14 protein-coding genes and 1 tRNA gene are annotated in these 17360 nt (G+C 61.6%); 13 read left to right on the top strand and 2 right to left on the bottom strand.

What is annotated here, in order from left to right; translation table 11 throughout:
• Positions 1–117 precede the first annotated feature (117 nt).
• Positions 118–732: a trimeric intracellular cation channel family protein gene (locus HU811_RS15325; RefSeq protein WP_186656755.1), complete on the top strand. Its 615-nt coding sequence runs from the start codon at positions 118–120 to the stop codon at positions 730–732.
• Here HU811_RS15325 and queG read toward each other — a convergent pair.
• Positions 714–1793: a tRNA epoxyqueuosine(34) reductase QueG gene (queG, locus tag HU811_RS15320; protein ID WP_092395740.1), complete on the bottom strand. Its 1080-nt coding sequence runs from the start codon at positions 1791–1793 to the stop codon at positions 714–716. The two genes, HU811_RS15325 and queG, sit on opposite strands and share 19 nt — an antisense overlap.
• Before the next feature lie 63 nt (positions 1794–1856).
• Between queG and HU811_RS15315 the strand changes: the two genes are divergently transcribed.
• The 12 genes from HU811_RS15315 to HU811_RS15260 all read left to right on the top strand — a co-directional run bounded on the left by HU811_RS15315 (position 1857) and on the right by HU811_RS15260 (position 16848).
• A complete protein-coding gene (locus HU811_RS15315) occupies positions 1857–3356 on the top strand; it encodes an NAD(P)H-hydrate dehydratase (RefSeq protein ID WP_186656753.1) in 1500 nt (499 codons plus the stop codon).
• Positions 3344–3814 carry a tRNA (adenosine(37)-N6)-threonylcarbamoyltransferase complex ATPase subunit type 1 TsaE gene (gene tsaE, locus HU811_RS15310; protein WP_047227306.1) on the top strand — a complete coding sequence of 157 codons (471 nt, stop codon included), beginning with the start codon at positions 3344–3346 and terminating at the stop codon, positions 3812–3814. The genes HU811_RS15315 and tsaE overlap by 13 nt, the downstream gene beginning before the upstream one ends.
• On the top strand, positions 3814–5244 hold the full coding sequence (locus tag HU811_RS15305; RefSeq protein WP_092395744.1) for an N-acetylmuramoyl-L-alanine amidase: 1431 nt from the start codon (positions 3814–3816) through the stop codon (positions 5242–5244). The genes tsaE and HU811_RS15305 overlap by 1 nt, the downstream gene beginning before the upstream one ends.
• Positions 5241–7154 (top strand): DNA mismatch repair endonuclease MutL, encoded by a 1914-nt coding sequence (mutL, locus tag HU811_RS15300; protein ID WP_092452360.1) that lies wholly within the window; start codon positions 5241–5243, stop codon positions 7152–7154. Before HU811_RS15305 ends, mutL begins: the two co-directional genes overlap by 4 nt.
• A complete protein-coding gene (miaA, locus tag HU811_RS15295) occupies positions 7154–8125 on the top strand; it encodes a tRNA (adenosine(37)-N6)-dimethylallyltransferase MiaA (RefSeq protein WP_186656751.1) in 972 nt (323 codons plus the stop codon). The genes mutL and miaA overlap by 1 nt, the downstream gene beginning before the upstream one ends.
• 91 nt (positions 8126–8216) lie before the next feature.
• Positions 8217–8477, top strand: a complete 261-nt coding sequence (gene hfq, locus HU811_RS15290; RefSeq protein ID WP_047227310.1) for an RNA chaperone Hfq — start codon at positions 8217–8219, stop codon at positions 8475–8477.
• 12 nt (positions 8478–8489) lie between these two features.
• A complete protein-coding gene (gene hflX / locus HU811_RS15285; RefSeq protein ID WP_092395750.1) occupies positions 8490–9791 on the top strand; it encodes a ribosome rescue GTPase HflX in 1302 nt (433 codons plus the stop codon).
• Positions 9792–9876: 85 nt separating this feature from the next.
• Complete coding sequence (gene hflK, locus HU811_RS15280; protein WP_092395752.1) at positions 9877–11046, top strand: FtsH protease activity modulator HflK; 1170 nt, start codon at positions 9877–9879, stop codon at positions 11044–11046.
• A complete protein-coding gene (gene hflC, locus HU811_RS15275; protein WP_092395754.1) occupies positions 11046–11915 on the top strand; it encodes a protease modulator HflC in 870 nt (289 codons plus the stop codon). Before hflK ends, hflC begins: the two co-directional genes overlap by 1 nt.
• Positions 11916–12229: 314 nt before the next feature.
• Entirely contained in the window at positions 12230–13417 is a 1188-nt protein-coding gene (locus HU811_RS15270; RefSeq protein WP_092395756.1) for an ATP phosphoribosyltransferase regulatory subunit, read from the top strand.
• Between the two features lie 54 nt (positions 13418–13471).
• Complete coding sequence (locus tag HU811_RS15265; RefSeq protein WP_003186407.1) at positions 13472–14764, top strand: adenylosuccinate synthase; 1293 nt, start codon at positions 13472–13474, stop codon at positions 14762–14764.
• A gap of 149 nt (positions 14765–14913) precedes the next feature.
• A complete protein-coding gene (locus HU811_RS15260) occupies positions 14914–16848 on the top strand; it encodes a methyl-accepting chemotaxis protein (protein ID WP_092452355.1) in 1935 nt (644 codons plus the stop codon).
• A gap of 223 nt (positions 16849–17071) precedes the next feature.
• On the opposite strand, the gene HU811_RS15255 is transcribed toward HU811_RS15260, so the two are convergent.
• A tRNA-Leu gene (locus HU811_RS15255) sits at positions 17072–17158 on the bottom strand.
• Positions 17159–17360 lie beyond the last annotated feature (202 nt).

Here is a 17360-nt window from a genome sequence, read left to right as displayed (position 1 = left end):
CGCCACGGTGGTTTTGTTTGGAGCGGCGACAGGGTGTTTAGGTAGGGGGTGTTGCCTTGCCCTCTTTTGGTGCCTGCCCAAACTGGCTAGACTGCGCGCCTTCCTGTATGGACCGCCATCATGTTGCTGATGCTTTACCTGATCGCCATCACCGCCGAAGCCATGACCGGCGCCTTGTCTGCCGGGCGTCGTGGCATGGACTGGTTTGGCGTGGTGCTGATCGCCTGTGTCACCGCGTTGGGTGGCGGCTCGGTGCGCGATGTGCTGCTCGGTCATTACCCGCTCACTTGGGTCAAGCACCCGGAATACCTGGTGCTGACCACCGCGGCGGCGATGCTGACGGTGATCCTGGCGCGCTGGATGCGTCATCTGCGCTCGCTGTTCCTGGTGCTCGACGCCGTAGGCCTGGTGGCGTTCACCCTGATCGGCTGCATGACCGCCCTGGAAATGGGCCATGGCATGTTGGTGGCTTCGGTCAGTGGCGTGATTACCGGCGTTTTCGGTGGCATCCTCCGGGACATTTTTTGCAACGATATCCCGCTGATCTTCCGTCGCGAGCTGTATGCCAGCGTCTCGTTTGCCGCAGCGTGGTGCTACATGCTCTGCGTCTATCTGCAGTTGCCGAGTGAACAGGCGATCCTCATCACCTTGTTCGGCGGTTTCCTGCTGCGGCTCCTGGCGATCCGCTTTCACTGGGAAATGCCGAAGTTCGTCTACAACGACGAGGTCTGACGCTCGGCGTGTTGGCGCAACGCCCACTCCACATGCTCGCGCACCAGTTCCGATGGGTAATCGCGCCGCGCTTCAAGCGCCTGCATGACCGGGATGGTTGAAGGTGCATTCCCCAGCCCCACCGCCAGGTTGCGCAACCAGCGTTCGTACCCGGCGCGGCGCAAGGGCGAGCCCTCGGTACTGCTGAGGAATTTTTCCTCGTCCCACATGAACAGTTCGGCCAACCCGGCGTTGTCCAGGTTGTGTCGCGGTTTGAAGTCGCTTTCTCCAGACGGTCGGGCGAAGCGGTTCCACGGGCAGACGATCTGACAGTCATCGCATCCGAACACCCGATTACCAATCAACGGCCGCAGTTCCTCGGGGATGGCGCTTTTGAGTTCGATGGTGAGGTAGGAAATGCAGCGTCGGGCATCCAGGACGTAGGGGCCGACGAAGGCATTCGTAGGACAGATGTCCAGGCATGCGGTGCATTTCCCGCAGTGTTCGCTGGCGTGGGGCGGGTCAACCGGCAGCGGCAGGTCGACGAACAGCTCGCTCAGGAAGAAATAGCTGCCGGCCTTGCGGTTCAGTACCAGGGTATTTTTACCGATCCAGCCCAGCCCAGCCTGCTCGGCGATGGCTTTTTCCAGCACCGGTGCGCTGTCAACGAAGGCGCGATAACCGAAGGGACCAATGACCGCCTGAATTTTTTCTGCCAGTTGCTGCACGCGTTTACGGATCAATTTGTGGTAATCGCGGCCCAATGCATAACGCGAGACGTAGGCCTTTTCCGGTTGGCCGAGCATCTGCGCCATTTGTGTGTCGCCCGCCAGGTAGTCCATGCGTAGGGAAACCACGCGCAATGTACCTGGCACCAGCTCCTCGGGGTGCGAGCGTTTGCTGCCGTGGGCCGCCATGTAATCCATCTCGCCGTGATAGCCCGCGTCGAGCCAGCGCTGTAGATGTTGCTCGTGCTTGGCCAGGTCCAGGCCGCTGATGCCGACCTGCTGGAAACCCAGCTCGCGACCCCAGTCTTTGATGGATTGGGCGAGGGCGGGGAGGTCTGTGGGGATGACGGGCATGAGGCGAGAGAAACCGGAGCTGAGATGCGTATAATTCTGCCAGACATCGGAGCCCGAAGACGCATGCCGCACACTAAAGATGATTTTCCCGACGCGCTGTACAGTGCCGCGCAGGTCCGCGACCTCGACGCACAACTGATCGCGGCAGGCACCACTGGCTTCGAATTGATGCAGCGTGCCGCCCGCGCCACCTGGCGCGCCATTGTCCGGCACTGGCCAGACGCCGGCGAGCTGACGGTGCTGGCCGGTCATGGCAACAACGCCGGCGACGGCTATCTGGTGGCGACCCTGGCCCGACGCGCCGGGTGGTCTGTGCGGGTGCTGACGGTGGGTGAGCCCCGGCGTTTGCTGGGGGATGCCGCCAATGCCCATGCCGAGGCGGTGGCGGTGGGTGTGCCGGTTGAGCCATGGTCGGACGAATCCGACTTGCGCGGTGTGCTGCTCGACGCCTTGCTCGGCACGGGATTGAGTGGCGAAGTCCGCGAGCCCTACGTCCGGGCAATCGACACCATCAACGTCAGTGGCCTGCCAGTGGCCGCGGTGGATATCCCTTCGGGGCTGTGTGCCGATACGGGACGGGTGCTGGGGACAGCAGTGGTGGCCGACCTGACCGTAACCTTCATTGGTCTGAAGCTGGGTCTGTTCACTGGCGATGCGGCGGATCGGGTCGGTGAACTGATATTCAATGATCTGCACGCCGATCCCGACATCGTCGAGGCGGCGCCGGCCACGGCGCGGCTTCTGCAGCCCGATAATCTGCCTGGCCTGGCGCCGCGCGCGCGCGCATCCCACAAAGGCAAGTTCGGTCATGTTCTGTTGATCGGCGGCGATCGAGGTTTTGGCGGGGCCATCCAGATGAGCGCCGAGAGTGCCCTGCGTTGTGGCGCGGGGATGGTATCCATGGCCACTCGCAACGAGCATGTGTCTGCGGCGCTGACACGTTTACCTGAAGTCATGGTGCAGCGCACCCACTCCGCCAACCAATTGATGGGGTTGCTTGAGCAGGCCAGTGTGTTGGTGGTGGGGCCGGGCCTCGGTCAGGCCGCGTGGGGACGTAGCTTGTTGTCGGCAGCGGCCAACGCATCGCTGCCCCAAGTGTGGGATGCCGATGCGCTGAACCTGCTGAGCAGTGGCGCGGTCAGTTTGCCCGAGCACTGTGTGATCACCCCTCATCCGGGCGAGGCGGCGCGGCTTCTGGGTATCTCCACGGCTCAGGTGCAGGCCGATCGTCCGGCGGCGGCCCACGCATTAAGCAAAAAATACGCGGCCACAGTGATTCTCAAAGGCGCTGGCAGCCTGATTGCCAGTGCGGACGGTCGCCTGTCGGTTTGCAGTCAGGGCCATCCGGCCATGGCCACGGCGGGCCTCGGCGATGTGCTGGCAGGGGTGGTTGGCGCATTGCTCGCCCAGGGCATGGATGGCTTCGACGCCGCCTGCCTGGCGGTGTGGTTGCATGCCAATGCCGGTGCGCAAGCCGGTCAGTCGGGCCGGGGGGTGGCGGCGACCGATCTAATCCCGGCCATTCGTCAGTTGTTGGAGGAGCATTCACCGTGTCTGAAGTAACCCTGTACGTGGCGGACGAACAAGCCATGACGCAATTGGGCGCGCGCATTGCGCGTACCACGGCAGGCCATGGTCTGATTTTTCTGGAGGGCGACCTCGGCGCGGGAAAAACCACCTTGTCCCGCGGCATTATTCGTGGCCTGGGACACGTCGGCGCAGTGAAAAGCCCTACGTTCACGTTGGTTGAACCCTACGAAATCGGCGACATTCGTGCCTTCCATTTTGACCTGTACCGACTGGTGGACCCTGAAGAGTTGGAATTCCTCGGTATCCGCGATTATTTCGAAGATGACGCCTTGTGTCTGATCGAATGGCCCCAGAAGGGTGCAGGCTTTTTGCCAAAGCCTGACCTGACCATTACCATTGGCGCGCAGAACGGTGGGCGTTCGTTGATACTGACGCCGCAAGGCTCGCGTGGCGAGTCGTGGTGTGCCGCTTTGGCACTGGAAACTAATTGATGATGGGGTTTGGTATGCGCTTTCGCGCGGTGGTTACTGTCGTAGGACTGTTGCTTACGGCATTGGCCGTCGATGCTATGGCTGAGACAAAGGTCAGCAGCGTTCGTCTGTGGCGAGCGCCGGACAACACACGGCTGGTGTTCGACCTGACGGGACCGGTGCAGCACAGCGTATTCACCCTGACCGCTCCGGATCGCCTGGTGATTGACATCAATGGCGCATCCCTGGGGGCGCCGCTGACTGCCGCCACCGCCAACACGCCGATCACGGCCATTCGCTCGGCCCAGCGCACCCCGACTGATCTGCGGGTCGTCGTCGATCTGAAAAAGGCGGTGACCCCGAAAAGTTTCACCCTGGCGCCCAACGCCCAATACGGCAACCGACTGGTGGTGGACTTGTTCGACAACCCGGGCGATGCAGCGCCGCCGCCTGCGCCGCCGACCAAAGTCGCCACAGTGCCGGCGGTGCCGGTCACGCCCACTGAGCCTGCTCTCAAGCTTCCGCCGGCGCCATCCGGCAAGCGCGATATCATCGTTGTGATCGATGCCGGTCACGGTGGTGAGGACCCTGGTGCCTCTGGCTCGCGAGGACAGCGTGAAAAGGACGTGGTGTTGTCCATCGCCCGTGAGTTGCAGCGCCAGGTCAATGGTATGAAGGGCTTTCGCGCGGAACTGACCCGTACCGGAGACTATTTCATCCCCTTGCGTGGCCGTACCGAAATTGCCCGCAAGAAGGGCGCGGACCTGTTCGTCTCGATCCATGCCGACGCCGCCCCTTCAAAAGCCGCGTTCGGGGCCTCGGTGTTTGCCCTGTCCGACCGGGGGGCTACCTCCGAGACCGCCCGTTGGCTGGCTGACAGCGAAAACCGTTCCGACCTGATTGGCGGTGCCGGCAACGTCAGTCTCGATGACAAGGACCGCATGCTCGCCGGCGTGCTGCTCGATTTGTCGATGACAGCCTCGCTGACGTCGAGCCTGAACGTCGGTCAAAAAGTCTTGAGCAACATTGGGCGTGTCACGCCGCTGCACAAGCGACGTGTCGAACAGGCGGGGTTCATGGTGCTCAAGTCGCCGGACATCCCGTCGATCCTGGTGGAAACCGGCTTCATCTCCAACGCCAACGAAGCTTCGAAGCTGACCTCCTCCAGTCACCAGCAGGCCCTGGCCCGTTCCATCAGCAGCGGCGTGAGGCAGTTCTTCCAGCAGAACCCGCCGCCGGGCACCTACATCGCCTGGCTGCGAGACTCCGGCAAGATCGCCCAGGGGCCGCGAGACCATCGGGTCAATCCTGGCGAAACCCTGGCAATGATCGCGGTGCGCTATCAGGTGTCGCCCGCTTCCTTGCGCAGCGCCAACAACCTTAAAAGCGACGAGCTCAAGATCGGCCAGACCCTGACCATTCCCGGCAATGAAGTGGTGGTCAAGCAATGAGCGATGAACTGGCCGGCAGCAATGCCCGCATCGAACTGCTCAGCCCCCGGCTGGCGAACCAGATCGCCGCCGGTGAGGTGGTCGAGCGTCCGGCGTCGGTCATCAAGGAGTTGCTGGAGAACAGCCTCGACTCCGGGGCCAAACGCATCGACGTGGATGTCGAGCAGGGTGGTGTCAAGCTATTGCGGGTGCGCGATGACGGGGGCGGCATTCCGGCCGACGACCTGCCGCTGGCACTGGCGCGCCACGCCACCAGCAAGATCCGCGACCTGGAAGACCTTGAGCGGGTCATGAGCCTGGGGTTCCGTGGCGAGGCGCTGGCTTCCATCAGTTCGGTGTCGCGCCTGACGCTCACCTCGCGTACCCGTGAAGCCGACCAGGCCTGGCAAGTCGAGACCGAGGGCCGGGACATGGCCTCCCGCGTCCAGCCTGCGGCCCATCCGGTGGGCACCTCGGTGGAAGTGCGCGACCTGTTCTTCAATACCCCGGCCCGGCGCAAGTTTCTCAAGGCCGAGAAGACCGAGTTCGATCATTTGCAGGAAGTCATCAAGCGCCTGGCCCTGGCGCGTTTTGACGTGGCGTTCCATTTGCGCCACAACGGCAAGACCATCCTCAGCCTGCACGAGGCCCATGATGATGCGGCCCGGGCTCGACGCGTCGGCGCTGTCTGCGGTGCGGGTTTCCTGGAACAGGCGTTGCCCATCGAAGTGGAGCGCAATGGCCTGCACCTGTGGGGTTGGGTCGGGCTGCCGACTTTTTCTCGCAGTCAGGCGGACTTGCAGTACTTTTACGTGAACGGGCGGGCGGTACGCGACAAACTGGTCGCTCACGCGGTGCGCCAGGCCTATCGCGACGTGTTGTTCAACGGTCGGCATCCGACTTTCGTGCTGTTTTTCGAAGTCGATCCCGCGGTGGTGGACGTCAACGTGCACCCGACCAAGCATGAAGTACGCTTCCGTGACGGGCGTATGGTGCACGATTTCCTTTACGGCACCTTGCACCGCGCCCTGGGCGACGTGCGTCCGGAGGATCAACTGGCGGCCCCGGCAGCGGTGGCTGGCATGGTTCGGCCGACGGGGCTGGAGGCCGGCGAGTTCGGTCCCCAGGGCGAAATGCGTCTGGCGGCCAATGCACTGTTGGAACAACCCCAGCCCCAGCCGAGCTACAACGCGGCGGGGACTGGCTCCGGCAGCGGCTATCAGTATCAATACACGCCACGCCCGCAATCGAACGTGCCGGCGGCCGAGGCGCAGGCGGCTTATCGCGAGTTTTTCAAACCCCTGCCTGAGACCGGTGCGGCGGCGTTGCCGGACGGCCAGGGTGATATTCCGCCACTGGGTTATGCCCTGGCGCAGCTCAAAGGCATCTATATCCTCGCGGAAAATGCCCAAGGCCTGGTCCTGGTGGACATGCATGCCGCCCACGAGCGGATCATGTACGAACGGCTGAAGATCGCCATGGCCAGCGAAGGCCTTAGCGGGCAACCGCTATTGGTGCCTGAATCCCTGGCGGTCAGTCAGCGTGAGGCTGACTGCGCCGAGGAGCATGTGAGCTGGTTCCAGCGCCTGGGCTTTGAGCTGCAGCGCCTGGGCCCGGAAACCCTGGCGATCCGGCAGATCCCGGCGCTGCTGAAACAGGCCGAAGCCAACCGACTGGTCAGCGACGTGCTGGCGGACCTGATGGAGTACGGCACCAGCGACCGGATCCAGGCGCACCTGAACGAACTGCTCGGCACCATGGCCTGCCACGGCGCAATCCGCGCCAACCGGCGTCTGGCCTTGCCGGAAATGAATGGCCTGCTGCGGGATATGGAAAACACCGAGCGTAGCGGCCAATGCAACCATGGCCGGCCGACCTGGACCCAACTGGGCCTGGACGACCTGGACAAACTGTTCCTGCGCGGTCGCTGATGAGCCCGTTACCACCTGCGATCTTTCTGATGGGGCCGACCGCTGCCGGCAAGACCGACCTGGCCATTGAGTTGACCAAAGCGCTGCCCTGCGAGCTGATCAGCGTCGATTCGGCCTTGGTCTACCGGGGCATGGACATCGGCACGGCCAAACCGTCAAAAGAGCTGCTGGCCGAGTTCCCGCACCGACTGATCGACATCCTGGATCCGGCCGAAGCTTACTCGGCAGCGGATTTTCGTCGCGATGCCCTTCAGGCCATGGCCGAAATCACCGCCAAAGGCAAGATTCCGCTGCTGGTGGGCGGCACGATGCTGTACTACAAGGCTCTGGTCGAGGGGCTGGCGGACATGCCGGCCGCCGATCCCAACGTGCGCGCGCAGATCGAAGAAGAGGCTGCGCGCCTTGGCTGGCAAGCCCTGCATGAGCAGTTGGCGGTCATCGACCCGGAGTCGGCGGCCCGCATTCACCCCAACGACCCGCAACGGCTCAGCCGGGCGCTGGAGGTCTATCGGGTCAGCGGGCAGAGCATGACGGCCCTGCGACAGCGACAATCTGCGCAAAGTACTGAAGCAGCCGCTTCGGGAATGCAACAATTGCCCTATACTGTCGCCAATCTGGCCATCGCTCCGGCGAACCGGCAAGTGCTGCATCGGCGAATTGAACAAAGATTCACATTAATGTTGGAACAGGGATTCATAGACGAGGTCGTAGCCCTGCGTGAGCGAAGTGACCTGCATGCCGGGTTGCCGTCTATACGTGCGGTGGGTTATCGACAGGTCTGGGACTATCTGGACGGCAAGCTGACGTCAGCCGAGATGCAGGAGCGTGGAATCATAGCCACGCGCCAATTGGCGAAACGCCAGTTCACCTGGCTGCGGAGCTGGACTGACTTGCATTGGCTTGACAGTCTTGATTGCGACAATCTGCCGCGCGCCTTGAAATACCTTGGGACCATCTCCATATTGAGCTGAGTCCTTGCAATTGCCGTCTATCCTTGGGGGTGTGACGGCCCAAGCCATCTGATTCCGATTTTAATTATTGATCCTTAAAGGAGTGCGGCACATGTCAAAAGGGCATTCGCTACAAGACCCTTACTTGAACACTTTACGTAAAGAGAAAGTTGGGGTGTCCATCTATCTGGTCAACGGGATCAAACTGCAAGGCCATATCGAGTCTTTCGATCAGTTCGTCATCCTTTTGAAAAACACCGTCAGCCAGATGGTCTACAAGCACGCGATCTCGACAGTCGTGCCTGTGCGTGCGATTCGTCTGCCTAGCGCAACCGAATCCGAAGCCGGTGACGCTGAACCGGGTAACGCTTGATAGGAGTCTCCTTTGTTCTTTGAGCGCCACGGTGGGGGTGAGCGGGCCATTCTCGTTCACTTGGATGGACAAGACCCTGAGGCGCGCGAAGATCCGCAGGAGTTTCAGGAATTGGCACTTTCGGCCGGCGCCGAGACCGTCGCGTTTTTTAACGTGCCGCGTCATCGGCCAACCGCCAAATACCTGATAGGTAGCGGCAAGGTCGAGGAATTGCGCGACCTGGTCAAAACCGAGCAGGTCGACCTGGTGATTTTCAATCACATCCTCACGCCCAGTCAGGAGCGTAACCTCGAGCGTGTGTTCGAGTGTCGCGTGATCGACCGGACGGGGTTGATTCTCGATATCTTCGCCCAACGCGCCCGTACCCATGAAGGCAAGCTCCAGGTCGAACTGGCCCAGCTTGAGCACATGAGTACGCGACTGGTTCGTGGCTGGACCCACCTTGAGCGGCAGAAGGGTGGTATCGGTCTGCGCGGTCCGGGTGAGACCCAGCTGGAAACCGACCGGCGCCTGCTGCGGGTTCGCCTGCGCCAGATCAAGGGGCGTCTGGAAAAGGTCCGCAGCCAGCGCGAGCAATCCCGGCGTGGCCGCAAGCGTGCTGATATTCCGACGGTTTCATTGGTGGGTTATACCAACGCCGGCAAATCGACGCTGTTCAATAACGTGACCCAGTCCGATGTCTACGCCGCCGACCAACTGTTCGCCACGCTCGATCCGACCCTGCGCCGGCTCGATCTGGACGACCTCGGGCCGATCGTACTGGCCGATACCGTGGGCTTCATTCGGCACCTGCCGCATAAGCTGGTCGAGGCTTTCCGGGCTACGCTCGAAGAGTCGAGCAACTCCGACCTGCTGCTGCACGTGATCGATGCCGCCGAGCCTGACCGGATGCTGCAGATTGAGCAGGTCATGGTGGTGCTGGGCGAGATCGGAGCCCAGGACTTGCCGATCCTCGAGGTATACAACAAACTCGATTTGCTCGAAGGCGTGGAGCCGCAGATCCAGCGCGATGCCGATGGCAAGCCGCAGCGGGTCTGGTTATCGGCCCGCGACGGCTCCGGCCTCGACCTGCTCAAGCAGGCCGTGGCGGAGCTGCTGGGCAACGACCTGTTTGTTGGCACGCTGAAGTTGCCGCAACGTTTCGCCCGGCTGCGGGCCCAGTTCTTTGAGCTCGGAGCGGTGCAGAAAGAAGAACACGACGAAGAAGGCATCTGCCTGCTGGCGGTTCGCCTGCCTCGGACGGAGCTCAATCGACTGGTCAGTCGCGAAGGGCTGCAGCCGATGGAATTCATCGAGCAACACACTTTGCAATAAAAGCCTGAGAAAGCTGTGTCAGGCATTCTGTAGCATTGGTCGGCGCGCCGTGGGTGCGTCTTTGCTTTATCAGATGGAGAGCGCTATGGCTTGGAATGAGCCGGGTGGCAACTCGAATAATCAGGATCCCTGGGGTGGAAAACGTCGTAACAACGGCGACCGCAAGGGGCCGCCGGATCTCGACGAGGCCTTCCGAAAGCTGCAGGAAAGCCTGAACGGTTTGTTCGGTGGTGGTAAGAAACGCGGTGACGATGGTGGTGGCCGTTCGGGCAAGGGTGGCGGTTATGGCCTGCTCGGCATTGGTCTCGTCGTGCTCGCGGCTGTCTGGCTGTACAGCGCGGTTTATGTCGTGGACGAGCAGGAGCAGGCCGTGGTGCTGCGCTTCGGCAAGTACTACGAGACTGTCGGTCCGGGTCTGAACATCTATTTCCCGCCAATCGACAAGAAGTTCATGGAGAACGTCACGCGTGAGCGTGCCTACACCAAGCAGGGCCAGATGCTGACCGAAGACGAGAACATCGTCGAAGTGCCGCTGACCGTGCAATACAAGATCTCCAATCTGCAAGACTTCGTACTGAACGTCGACCAGCCGGAAATCAGCCTGCAGCACGCCACTGAAAGTGCCTTGCGTCATGTGGTGGGCTCTACCGCCATGGACCAGGTGCTGACTGAAGGTCGTGAGTTGATGGCCAGCGAAATCAAGGAGCGCCTGCAAAGGTTCCTCGATACCTATCGCACCGGTATCACCGTTACCCAGGTCAACGTTCAGAGCGCAGCGGCACCGCGTGAAGTCCAGGAAGCCTTCGATGACGTGATCCGTGCCCGTGAAGACGAGCAGCGTTCGCGCAACCAGGCCGAGACCTATGCCAACGGTGTCGTGCCGGAAGCCCGTGGTCAGGCCCAGCGCATCATTGAAGACGCCAACGGCTACCGCGACGAAGTGGTCTCCCGCGCCAAGGGTGAGGCGGACCGCTTCACCAAACTGGTGGCCGAGTATCGCAAGGCGCCTGAAGTCACCCGCGAGCGTCTGTATCTGGACACCATGCAGGAAGTCTTCAGCAACACCAGCAAGGTCCTCGTGACCGGCAACAAGAACGGCCAGAGCAATCTGCTGTACTTGCCGCTGGACAAGATGGTCGAGAGCGGTCGCAGCACCAGTACGCCGTCGACCGGCGCGGCAGCCGTCAGCAATGAAGGCAATGCCCGTGCGGTGGAACTGCAGCAACAGCAAGCACGTACCAGGGAGAGTCGCTGATGAGCAATAAATCGCTGATCGCCCTTATTGTCGGTGTCGTCGTGGCGATCGCTGCCTGGAACTGCTTCTACATCGTGGCTCAGACCGAGCGCGCGGTGTTGCTGCAATTCGGTCGCGTGGTCCAGGCTGATGTCCAGCCAGGGCTGCATGTGAAAGTGCCGTACGTCAACAAGGTGCGCAAGTTCGATGGCCGCCTGATGACGCTGGATGCACCGACGCAGCGTTTCCTGACGCTGGAAAAGAAAGCCGTGATGGTGGACGCCTATGCCAAGTGGCGCGTGAAAGATGCCGAGCGCTTCTACACCGCGACATCAGGCCTCAAGCAGATCGCCGACGAGCGTCTGTCTCGTCGCCTGGAATCGGGTCTGCGTGACCAGTTCGGTAAGCGTACGCTGCATGAAGTCGTGTCCGGTGAGCGTGATGCGCTCATGGCTGACATCACCCGTTCGCTGAATACGATGGCAGAAAAAGAGCTGGGTATCGAAGTCGTCGATGTCCGGGTCAAGGCCATCGACCTGCCGAAGGAAGTCAATCGCAGTGTGTTCGAGCGGATGAGCACCGAGCGCGAGCGTGAAGCCCGCGAGCACCGCGCCAAAGGTAACGAGCTGGCCGAAGGCATCCGTGCTGACGCTGATCGCCAGCGTCGCGTACTGCTGGCTGAAGCCTATCGTGAGTCGGAAGAGGTCCGTGGTGATGGTGATGCCCAGGCCGCTGCGATCTACTCCAAGGCCTACGGTCAGGATCAGGAGTTCTACGGGTTCTACCGTAGCCTGCGCGCTTATCGTGAAAGCTTTGCGAACAAATCCGACGTCATGGTCCTGGACCCAAGCAGTGACTTTTTCCGCTACCTGGAAAAATCCAAGCCTTGATGCGACGTTGACCTGAAAGCACTCCGCCCGGCGGCTAAAGCGTCGGGCGGGGTGATCCTTTGGGAAAACGTGTGTATGATGCGGCAGCCGGGAAATTCCCGGCTTTTTTGCGTCTGCACGTTCGATTGCGGTTTTTGGTGCAGGCGTCGGGTTGAACGACTCGACAGGTTTTTCGAGGAAAGTGCTTGGCGAGGCCGATTAAAGGCCATTCGTCACGTTGCTCATGCGCGGGGTTTGCGCATGGGGCGGGCATTTTCTGCTTCACTCAAGGCTTGCCCGAGGGCTGGCCGCCCGGACCATAGGGGAATGGCGTAATGGCAACGGTAGACCGCTGGCTGCTGCCAGATGGCATCGAAGAAGTACTGCCACCGGAAGCTGCGCGTATTGAAGTAGCGCGTCGGCAGGTGTTGGATCTGTTCCAGAGCTGGGGTTACGAATTCGTCGTTACCCCGCATATCGAGTACCTGGAATCCCTGCTGACCGGCGCGGGCCAGGACCTGGATCTGCGCACCTTCAAGGTTATCGACCCGCAGTCGGGTCGGCAGATGGGCTTTCGTGCCGACATCACGCCGCAAGTGGCTCGTATCGACGCCCACACCCTGCGTCGTGAAGGTCCGAGCCGTCTGTGCTATGCCGGCAGTGTGCTGCACGCCCAGCCGCGCGCCTTGTCATCTTCGCGCAGCCCTATCCAGCTGGGTGCCGAGTTGTATGGCGACGCCAGCCCCAGCAGCGACGTGGAAGTCATCAGCTTGATGTTGGCCATGTTGCAACTGGCCGACGTACCGGATGTCCACATGGACCTGGGCCACGTCGGCATCTATCGTGGCCTGGCGCGTGCGGCCGGTTTGTCCGGCGAAGTGGAGCAGCAGTTGTTCGATGCCTTGCAGCGCAAGGCCATCGATGAAGTGATCAGTCTGACCGAAGGCCTGCCGGCCGATTTGTCCGGCATGTTGCGGGCGCTGGTAGACCTCTGCGGAGGTCGCGAAGTGCTGGCCGCTGCCCGCGAGCGGCTGGCCCATGCGCCGGCACCTGTGCTCGCGGCACTGGACGATTTGCTGGCGATTGCCGAGCGGCTGTCGGTGCGTTTCCCCGAGCTGCCGCTGTATTTCGACCTGGGTGAGCTGCGCGGTTATCACTACCACACCGGTGTGGTGTTCGCGGTGTTCGTGCCGGGAGTTGGCCAGTCCATCGCTCAGGGCGGTCGATACGATGATATTGGCGCCGACTTCGGTCGTGCCCGTCCGGCGACCGGCTTCTCTACCGATTTGAAAACCCTGGTGACCCTGGGGCGTGCTGAAGTCGAGCTACCGTCTGGCGGTATCTGGATGCCTGACAGTACGGATGCAGCACTCTGGCAGATGGTCTGCCAGTTGCGCAGTGAGGGTCAGCGTGTCGTCCAGGCCTTGCCTGGGCAGCCTTTGGCCGCCGCCCGTGAAGCGGACTGCGACCGGCAATTGATTCAGCAGAACGGGCTTTGGCAAGTATTGCCGCTGGCTTCTTGAGTTTTCCTGCCGGCCGCGGCCGGCACCAAGTTTGCGCGAATGAGGACAAGTGTTATGGGTAAGAATGTCGTAGTCCTGGGCACCCAGTGGGGTGATGAGGGCAAAGGCAAGATCGTTGATCTGCTGACCGAACATGCTGCCGCCGTAGTGCGCTACCAGGGTGGCCACAACGCAGGTCACACCTTGGTGATCGACGGTGAGAAAACCGTACTGCACCTGATTCCGTCGGGCGTGCTGCGCGAAGGCGTGCAGTGCTTGATCGGCAACGGGGTGGTGGTTGCCCCCGACGCCTTGTTGCGGGAAATCATCAAACTGGAAGAGAAAGGCGTACCGGTGCGCGAGCGCCTGCGTATCAGTCCGTCCTGCCCGCTGATCCTGTCCTATCACGTTGCGCTGGACCAGGCCCGCGAAAAGGCCCGTGGCGAGCTGAAGATCGGCACCACCGGTCGCGGCATCGGTCCGGCCTACGAAGACAAGGTGGCCCGTCGCGGCCTGCGCATCGGTGACCTGTTTCACCGTGAGCGCTTCGCCGCCAAGCTGGGCGAGTTGCTGGACTACCACAACTTCGTTCTGGTCAATTACTACAAAGAGCCGGCCATCGACTTCCAGAAAACCCTGGATGAGTGCATGGAGTACGCCGAGCTGCTCAAGCCGATGATGCTCGACGTCACTGCCGAGCTGCACGAGCTGCGTCGCGCGGGCAAGGACATCATGTTCGAAGGCGCCCAAGGCTCGCTGCTGGACATCGACCACGGTACCTATCCGTACGTCACCAGTTCCAACACCACTGCCGGCGGTATCGCCACCGGTTCGGGTTTTGGACCGATGTACCTGGACTACATCCTGGGTATCACCAAGGCCTACACCACTCGCGTTGGTTCGGGTCCGTTCCCGACCGAGCTGTTCGATGACGTCGGTGCGTTCCTGGCCAAGCGCGGCCATGAGTTCGGCGCCACCACTGGCCGTGCCCGTCGTTGTGGCTGGTTCGATGCCGTCATCCTGCGTCGCGCCATCGACGTCAACAGTATCTCGGGCCTGTGCCTGACCAAGCTGGACGTACTGGACGGCCTGGAAACCATCAACATCTGCGTGGGCTACAAGAATCAGGACGGCGCGGTCATCGACGCACCGACTGACGCTGACAGCTACATCGGCCTGGAGCCGGTATACGAGCAGATGCCAGGCTGGACCGAGTCGACCGTGGGCGCCAAGACCCTGGAAGAGCTGCCAGTGGCGGCTCGCAACTACATCAAGCGCGTCGAAGAGTTGGTCGGTGCGCCGATCGACATTATTTCGACGGGGCCGGATCGCAACGAAACCATCGTTCTGCGTCACCCGTTTGCCTGATAAGTCGTTGATGTAAAAAGCAAAGGACCCTCATCGGGTCCTTTGTCGTTTCTGACTGCCAGACGGCACGACACTTGCTACACACCATGAATAATAAGCGCTTCTTGTGAAGTGCCATCAAATTAATGGCGTTAGTAGAGGGATTCCCTGTGTCGGCCGTTCTCTCATTGTTACAAAGCCGCCTGTTGCGGCCGGTGTTCGTTACCCTCGGTGTCGCTCTTTTGGTGCAGGTGCTGGTCGCTGTCGCGCTGACGCGAAGCACGGTCACGGCGCTGGAGGCTGATCTGGAGGCTCGGCTCGGCGGCGACAGTCAGAAGTTGTCTGGTGAACTGGAGCAGGCCGGGCGTGAAGTGACGTCGAGCCTGGACAGCTTGTCGACCAGCACTCGTCAGCGCCTCACCGCCGGTTTGTCTGCGCGGCTGAAGGATGAACAGGCACAGTTGCGGGCGACGCTGGAAAAATCGCTCAAGGATTCTGCCAATGATATGGCGCAACTCCTGGCTTCGGTCGCGCCCCGCGCCATGTGGGACAGCGACGTGCCGGCCCTCTCCGAGTTTGCCCGTCGGGCCCAGCGCAATCCCAACGTACTCTTCGTCATTTATGACGACGCCACCGGCCAGCACCTGACTCGTTACCTGAATCGGGAGAACCCGATCAACAAGGCTTTGCTAGAGAAAGGCCAGGGCGATCGGGCGCTGGACAAGGTGTTGGACGCGGCCAAGAACGACCCTTCGGTGTATTACCTTGAGGCCTCGATCAACCCCAACGGCGTAGAGATCGGCAAGGTGTTGATGGGCGTTTCCACGGCCTCCGTTGAGGCTGACTTGAAGGCGTTGGACCAGCGCTTCTCGGCCTTGATTGCCAGTGGTGACCAGTTGGTGGGCGATAGCCTCAAGGGGGCCGCAGCTGACAGTGCCACGGCAATGCGTGGGCGTCTGGAGTCGGCCCAGTCCACCGCGACGCAAATGCAGGCCAACACCGCCACCACCGTACAGGACGCTGCGGGCACTTTGCGCTGGCGGATCGGCCTGGGGCTGGCGCTGGTGGGGTTTGGCGTGCTGGTGTTGCTGGCTGTGGTGTTGGGGCGGAGAGTGGTCAATCGTTTGAAGCTGTTGATTGCCGCGATGAATGATCTGGCGGCGGGTGAGGGTGACCTGACCAAGCGCGTGCAAATCAGCAGCAAGGACGAAATCGGCGAGATGGCCTCGGCGGTCAATCGTTTTGTGGATAAGTTGCAGCCCATCGTGCGGGAGGCGGGTGACGTGGCCCAGCGCACCGGTGTGGAGATCGGCGCAATGACCTTGCGTAATTCCGGCGCCGATGCGGCGGCCGGAATGCAGCGTGATGAAGTGGCCGAGAGCTTGCGAGCGTTGTCGCAAATGGCCGACGAAGCGCAATCGGAAAGCCAGGCGATGCAGGCTGCCTTGCAGCAGGTGGTGGAGATTCGCAAGGCCACCGACGAAAACACCCGTACATCGGCCAAGGTCGGTGGTTTGATTGAGGCGCTGGCCGGGCAGGTCGACACCGGGGCGAAAGTCATCGAGCGGCTGGCTCAACAGAGCGAGCAGATCGAAGTGGTGCTCACGGTCATTCACGGCATTGCCGAGCAAACCAACCTGCTGGCCTTGAACGCGGCCATCGAAGCGGCGCGGGCCGGGGAAACCGGGCGCGGGTTCGCAGTGGTTGCCGACGAGGTGCGGGCGCTGGCAAGCAAGACGCAGAGTTCGACCGGCGACATCCAAGCTCATATCGTCGCGCTGCAGCAGGGCGCTCGCGAGGCGGTGGCCGCCATCGGCCAGGCGGGGCGTCAGGCCAGCGAGGGGTTGTTGGTGTTGCGTGACAGCGCGCGCTTACAGCAGTCGGTACAGACCTCTGTAGAGCAGGTGCATGCGGCCATCGGTCTGGCCACGCAGGCGGCGGCTCACCAGGCGCAAGGTGCGCAGGCGGTGCGTGGGCGGGTGGAAACCATTCATGCCCAGGCCGAGAAAGCGGCTCAGGCTGTGGTCGAGACCACGGCCAGTGGCAAAGTGCTCGACAGTCTGGCGGCGCAGTTGAAGGCGAGCCTGGGGCAGTTCAGGGCTTGATGGGCTGATCGGGCTGGCCCCTTCGCGAGCAAGCCCGCTCCCACAATTGGTGGCGTACTCATGAAGTACTCGATCTACTGTGGGAGCGGGCTTGCCCGCGAAGGCGGTTTTAGCGGCTCAGATACATCCGAGTCGTCAGCCAATAAACGGGCAACCCCAGAAACGCAAAAACCCGCTTTCGCGGGTTTCTGTGAGTTCAAGGTCGTAACCTTGAAGCTTGAATTGGTGCCCAGAAGAAGACTCGAACTTCCACGACCTTGCGGTCACCAGCACCTGAAGCTGGCGTGTCTACCAATTTCACCATCTGGGCAGCATCTTCAGCGTTGCCGCTGTCGATGTGGCGCACTATACGGAGCGAGTTTTGATCTGTAAACCCCTGTTTTTGTTTTAGTAATTACCAGTCAGATTCCCGGGGCCGAAAATGCAAAAACCCGCTTTCGCGGGTTTTTGGGGGGCTGACAGATCGTTGATCTGTCGCTCGAAATTGGTGCCCAGAAGAAGACTCGAACTTC

This window comes from Pseudomonas tehranensis, assembly GCF_014268615.1.
Classification (GTDB): Bacteria; Pseudomonadota; Gammaproteobacteria; order Pseudomonadales; family Pseudomonadaceae; genus Aquipseudomonas; species Aquipseudomonas tehranensis.
Note: the sequence above shows the minus strand (reverse complement) of the source record. Positions and strands in the feature narration are given on the sequence as shown.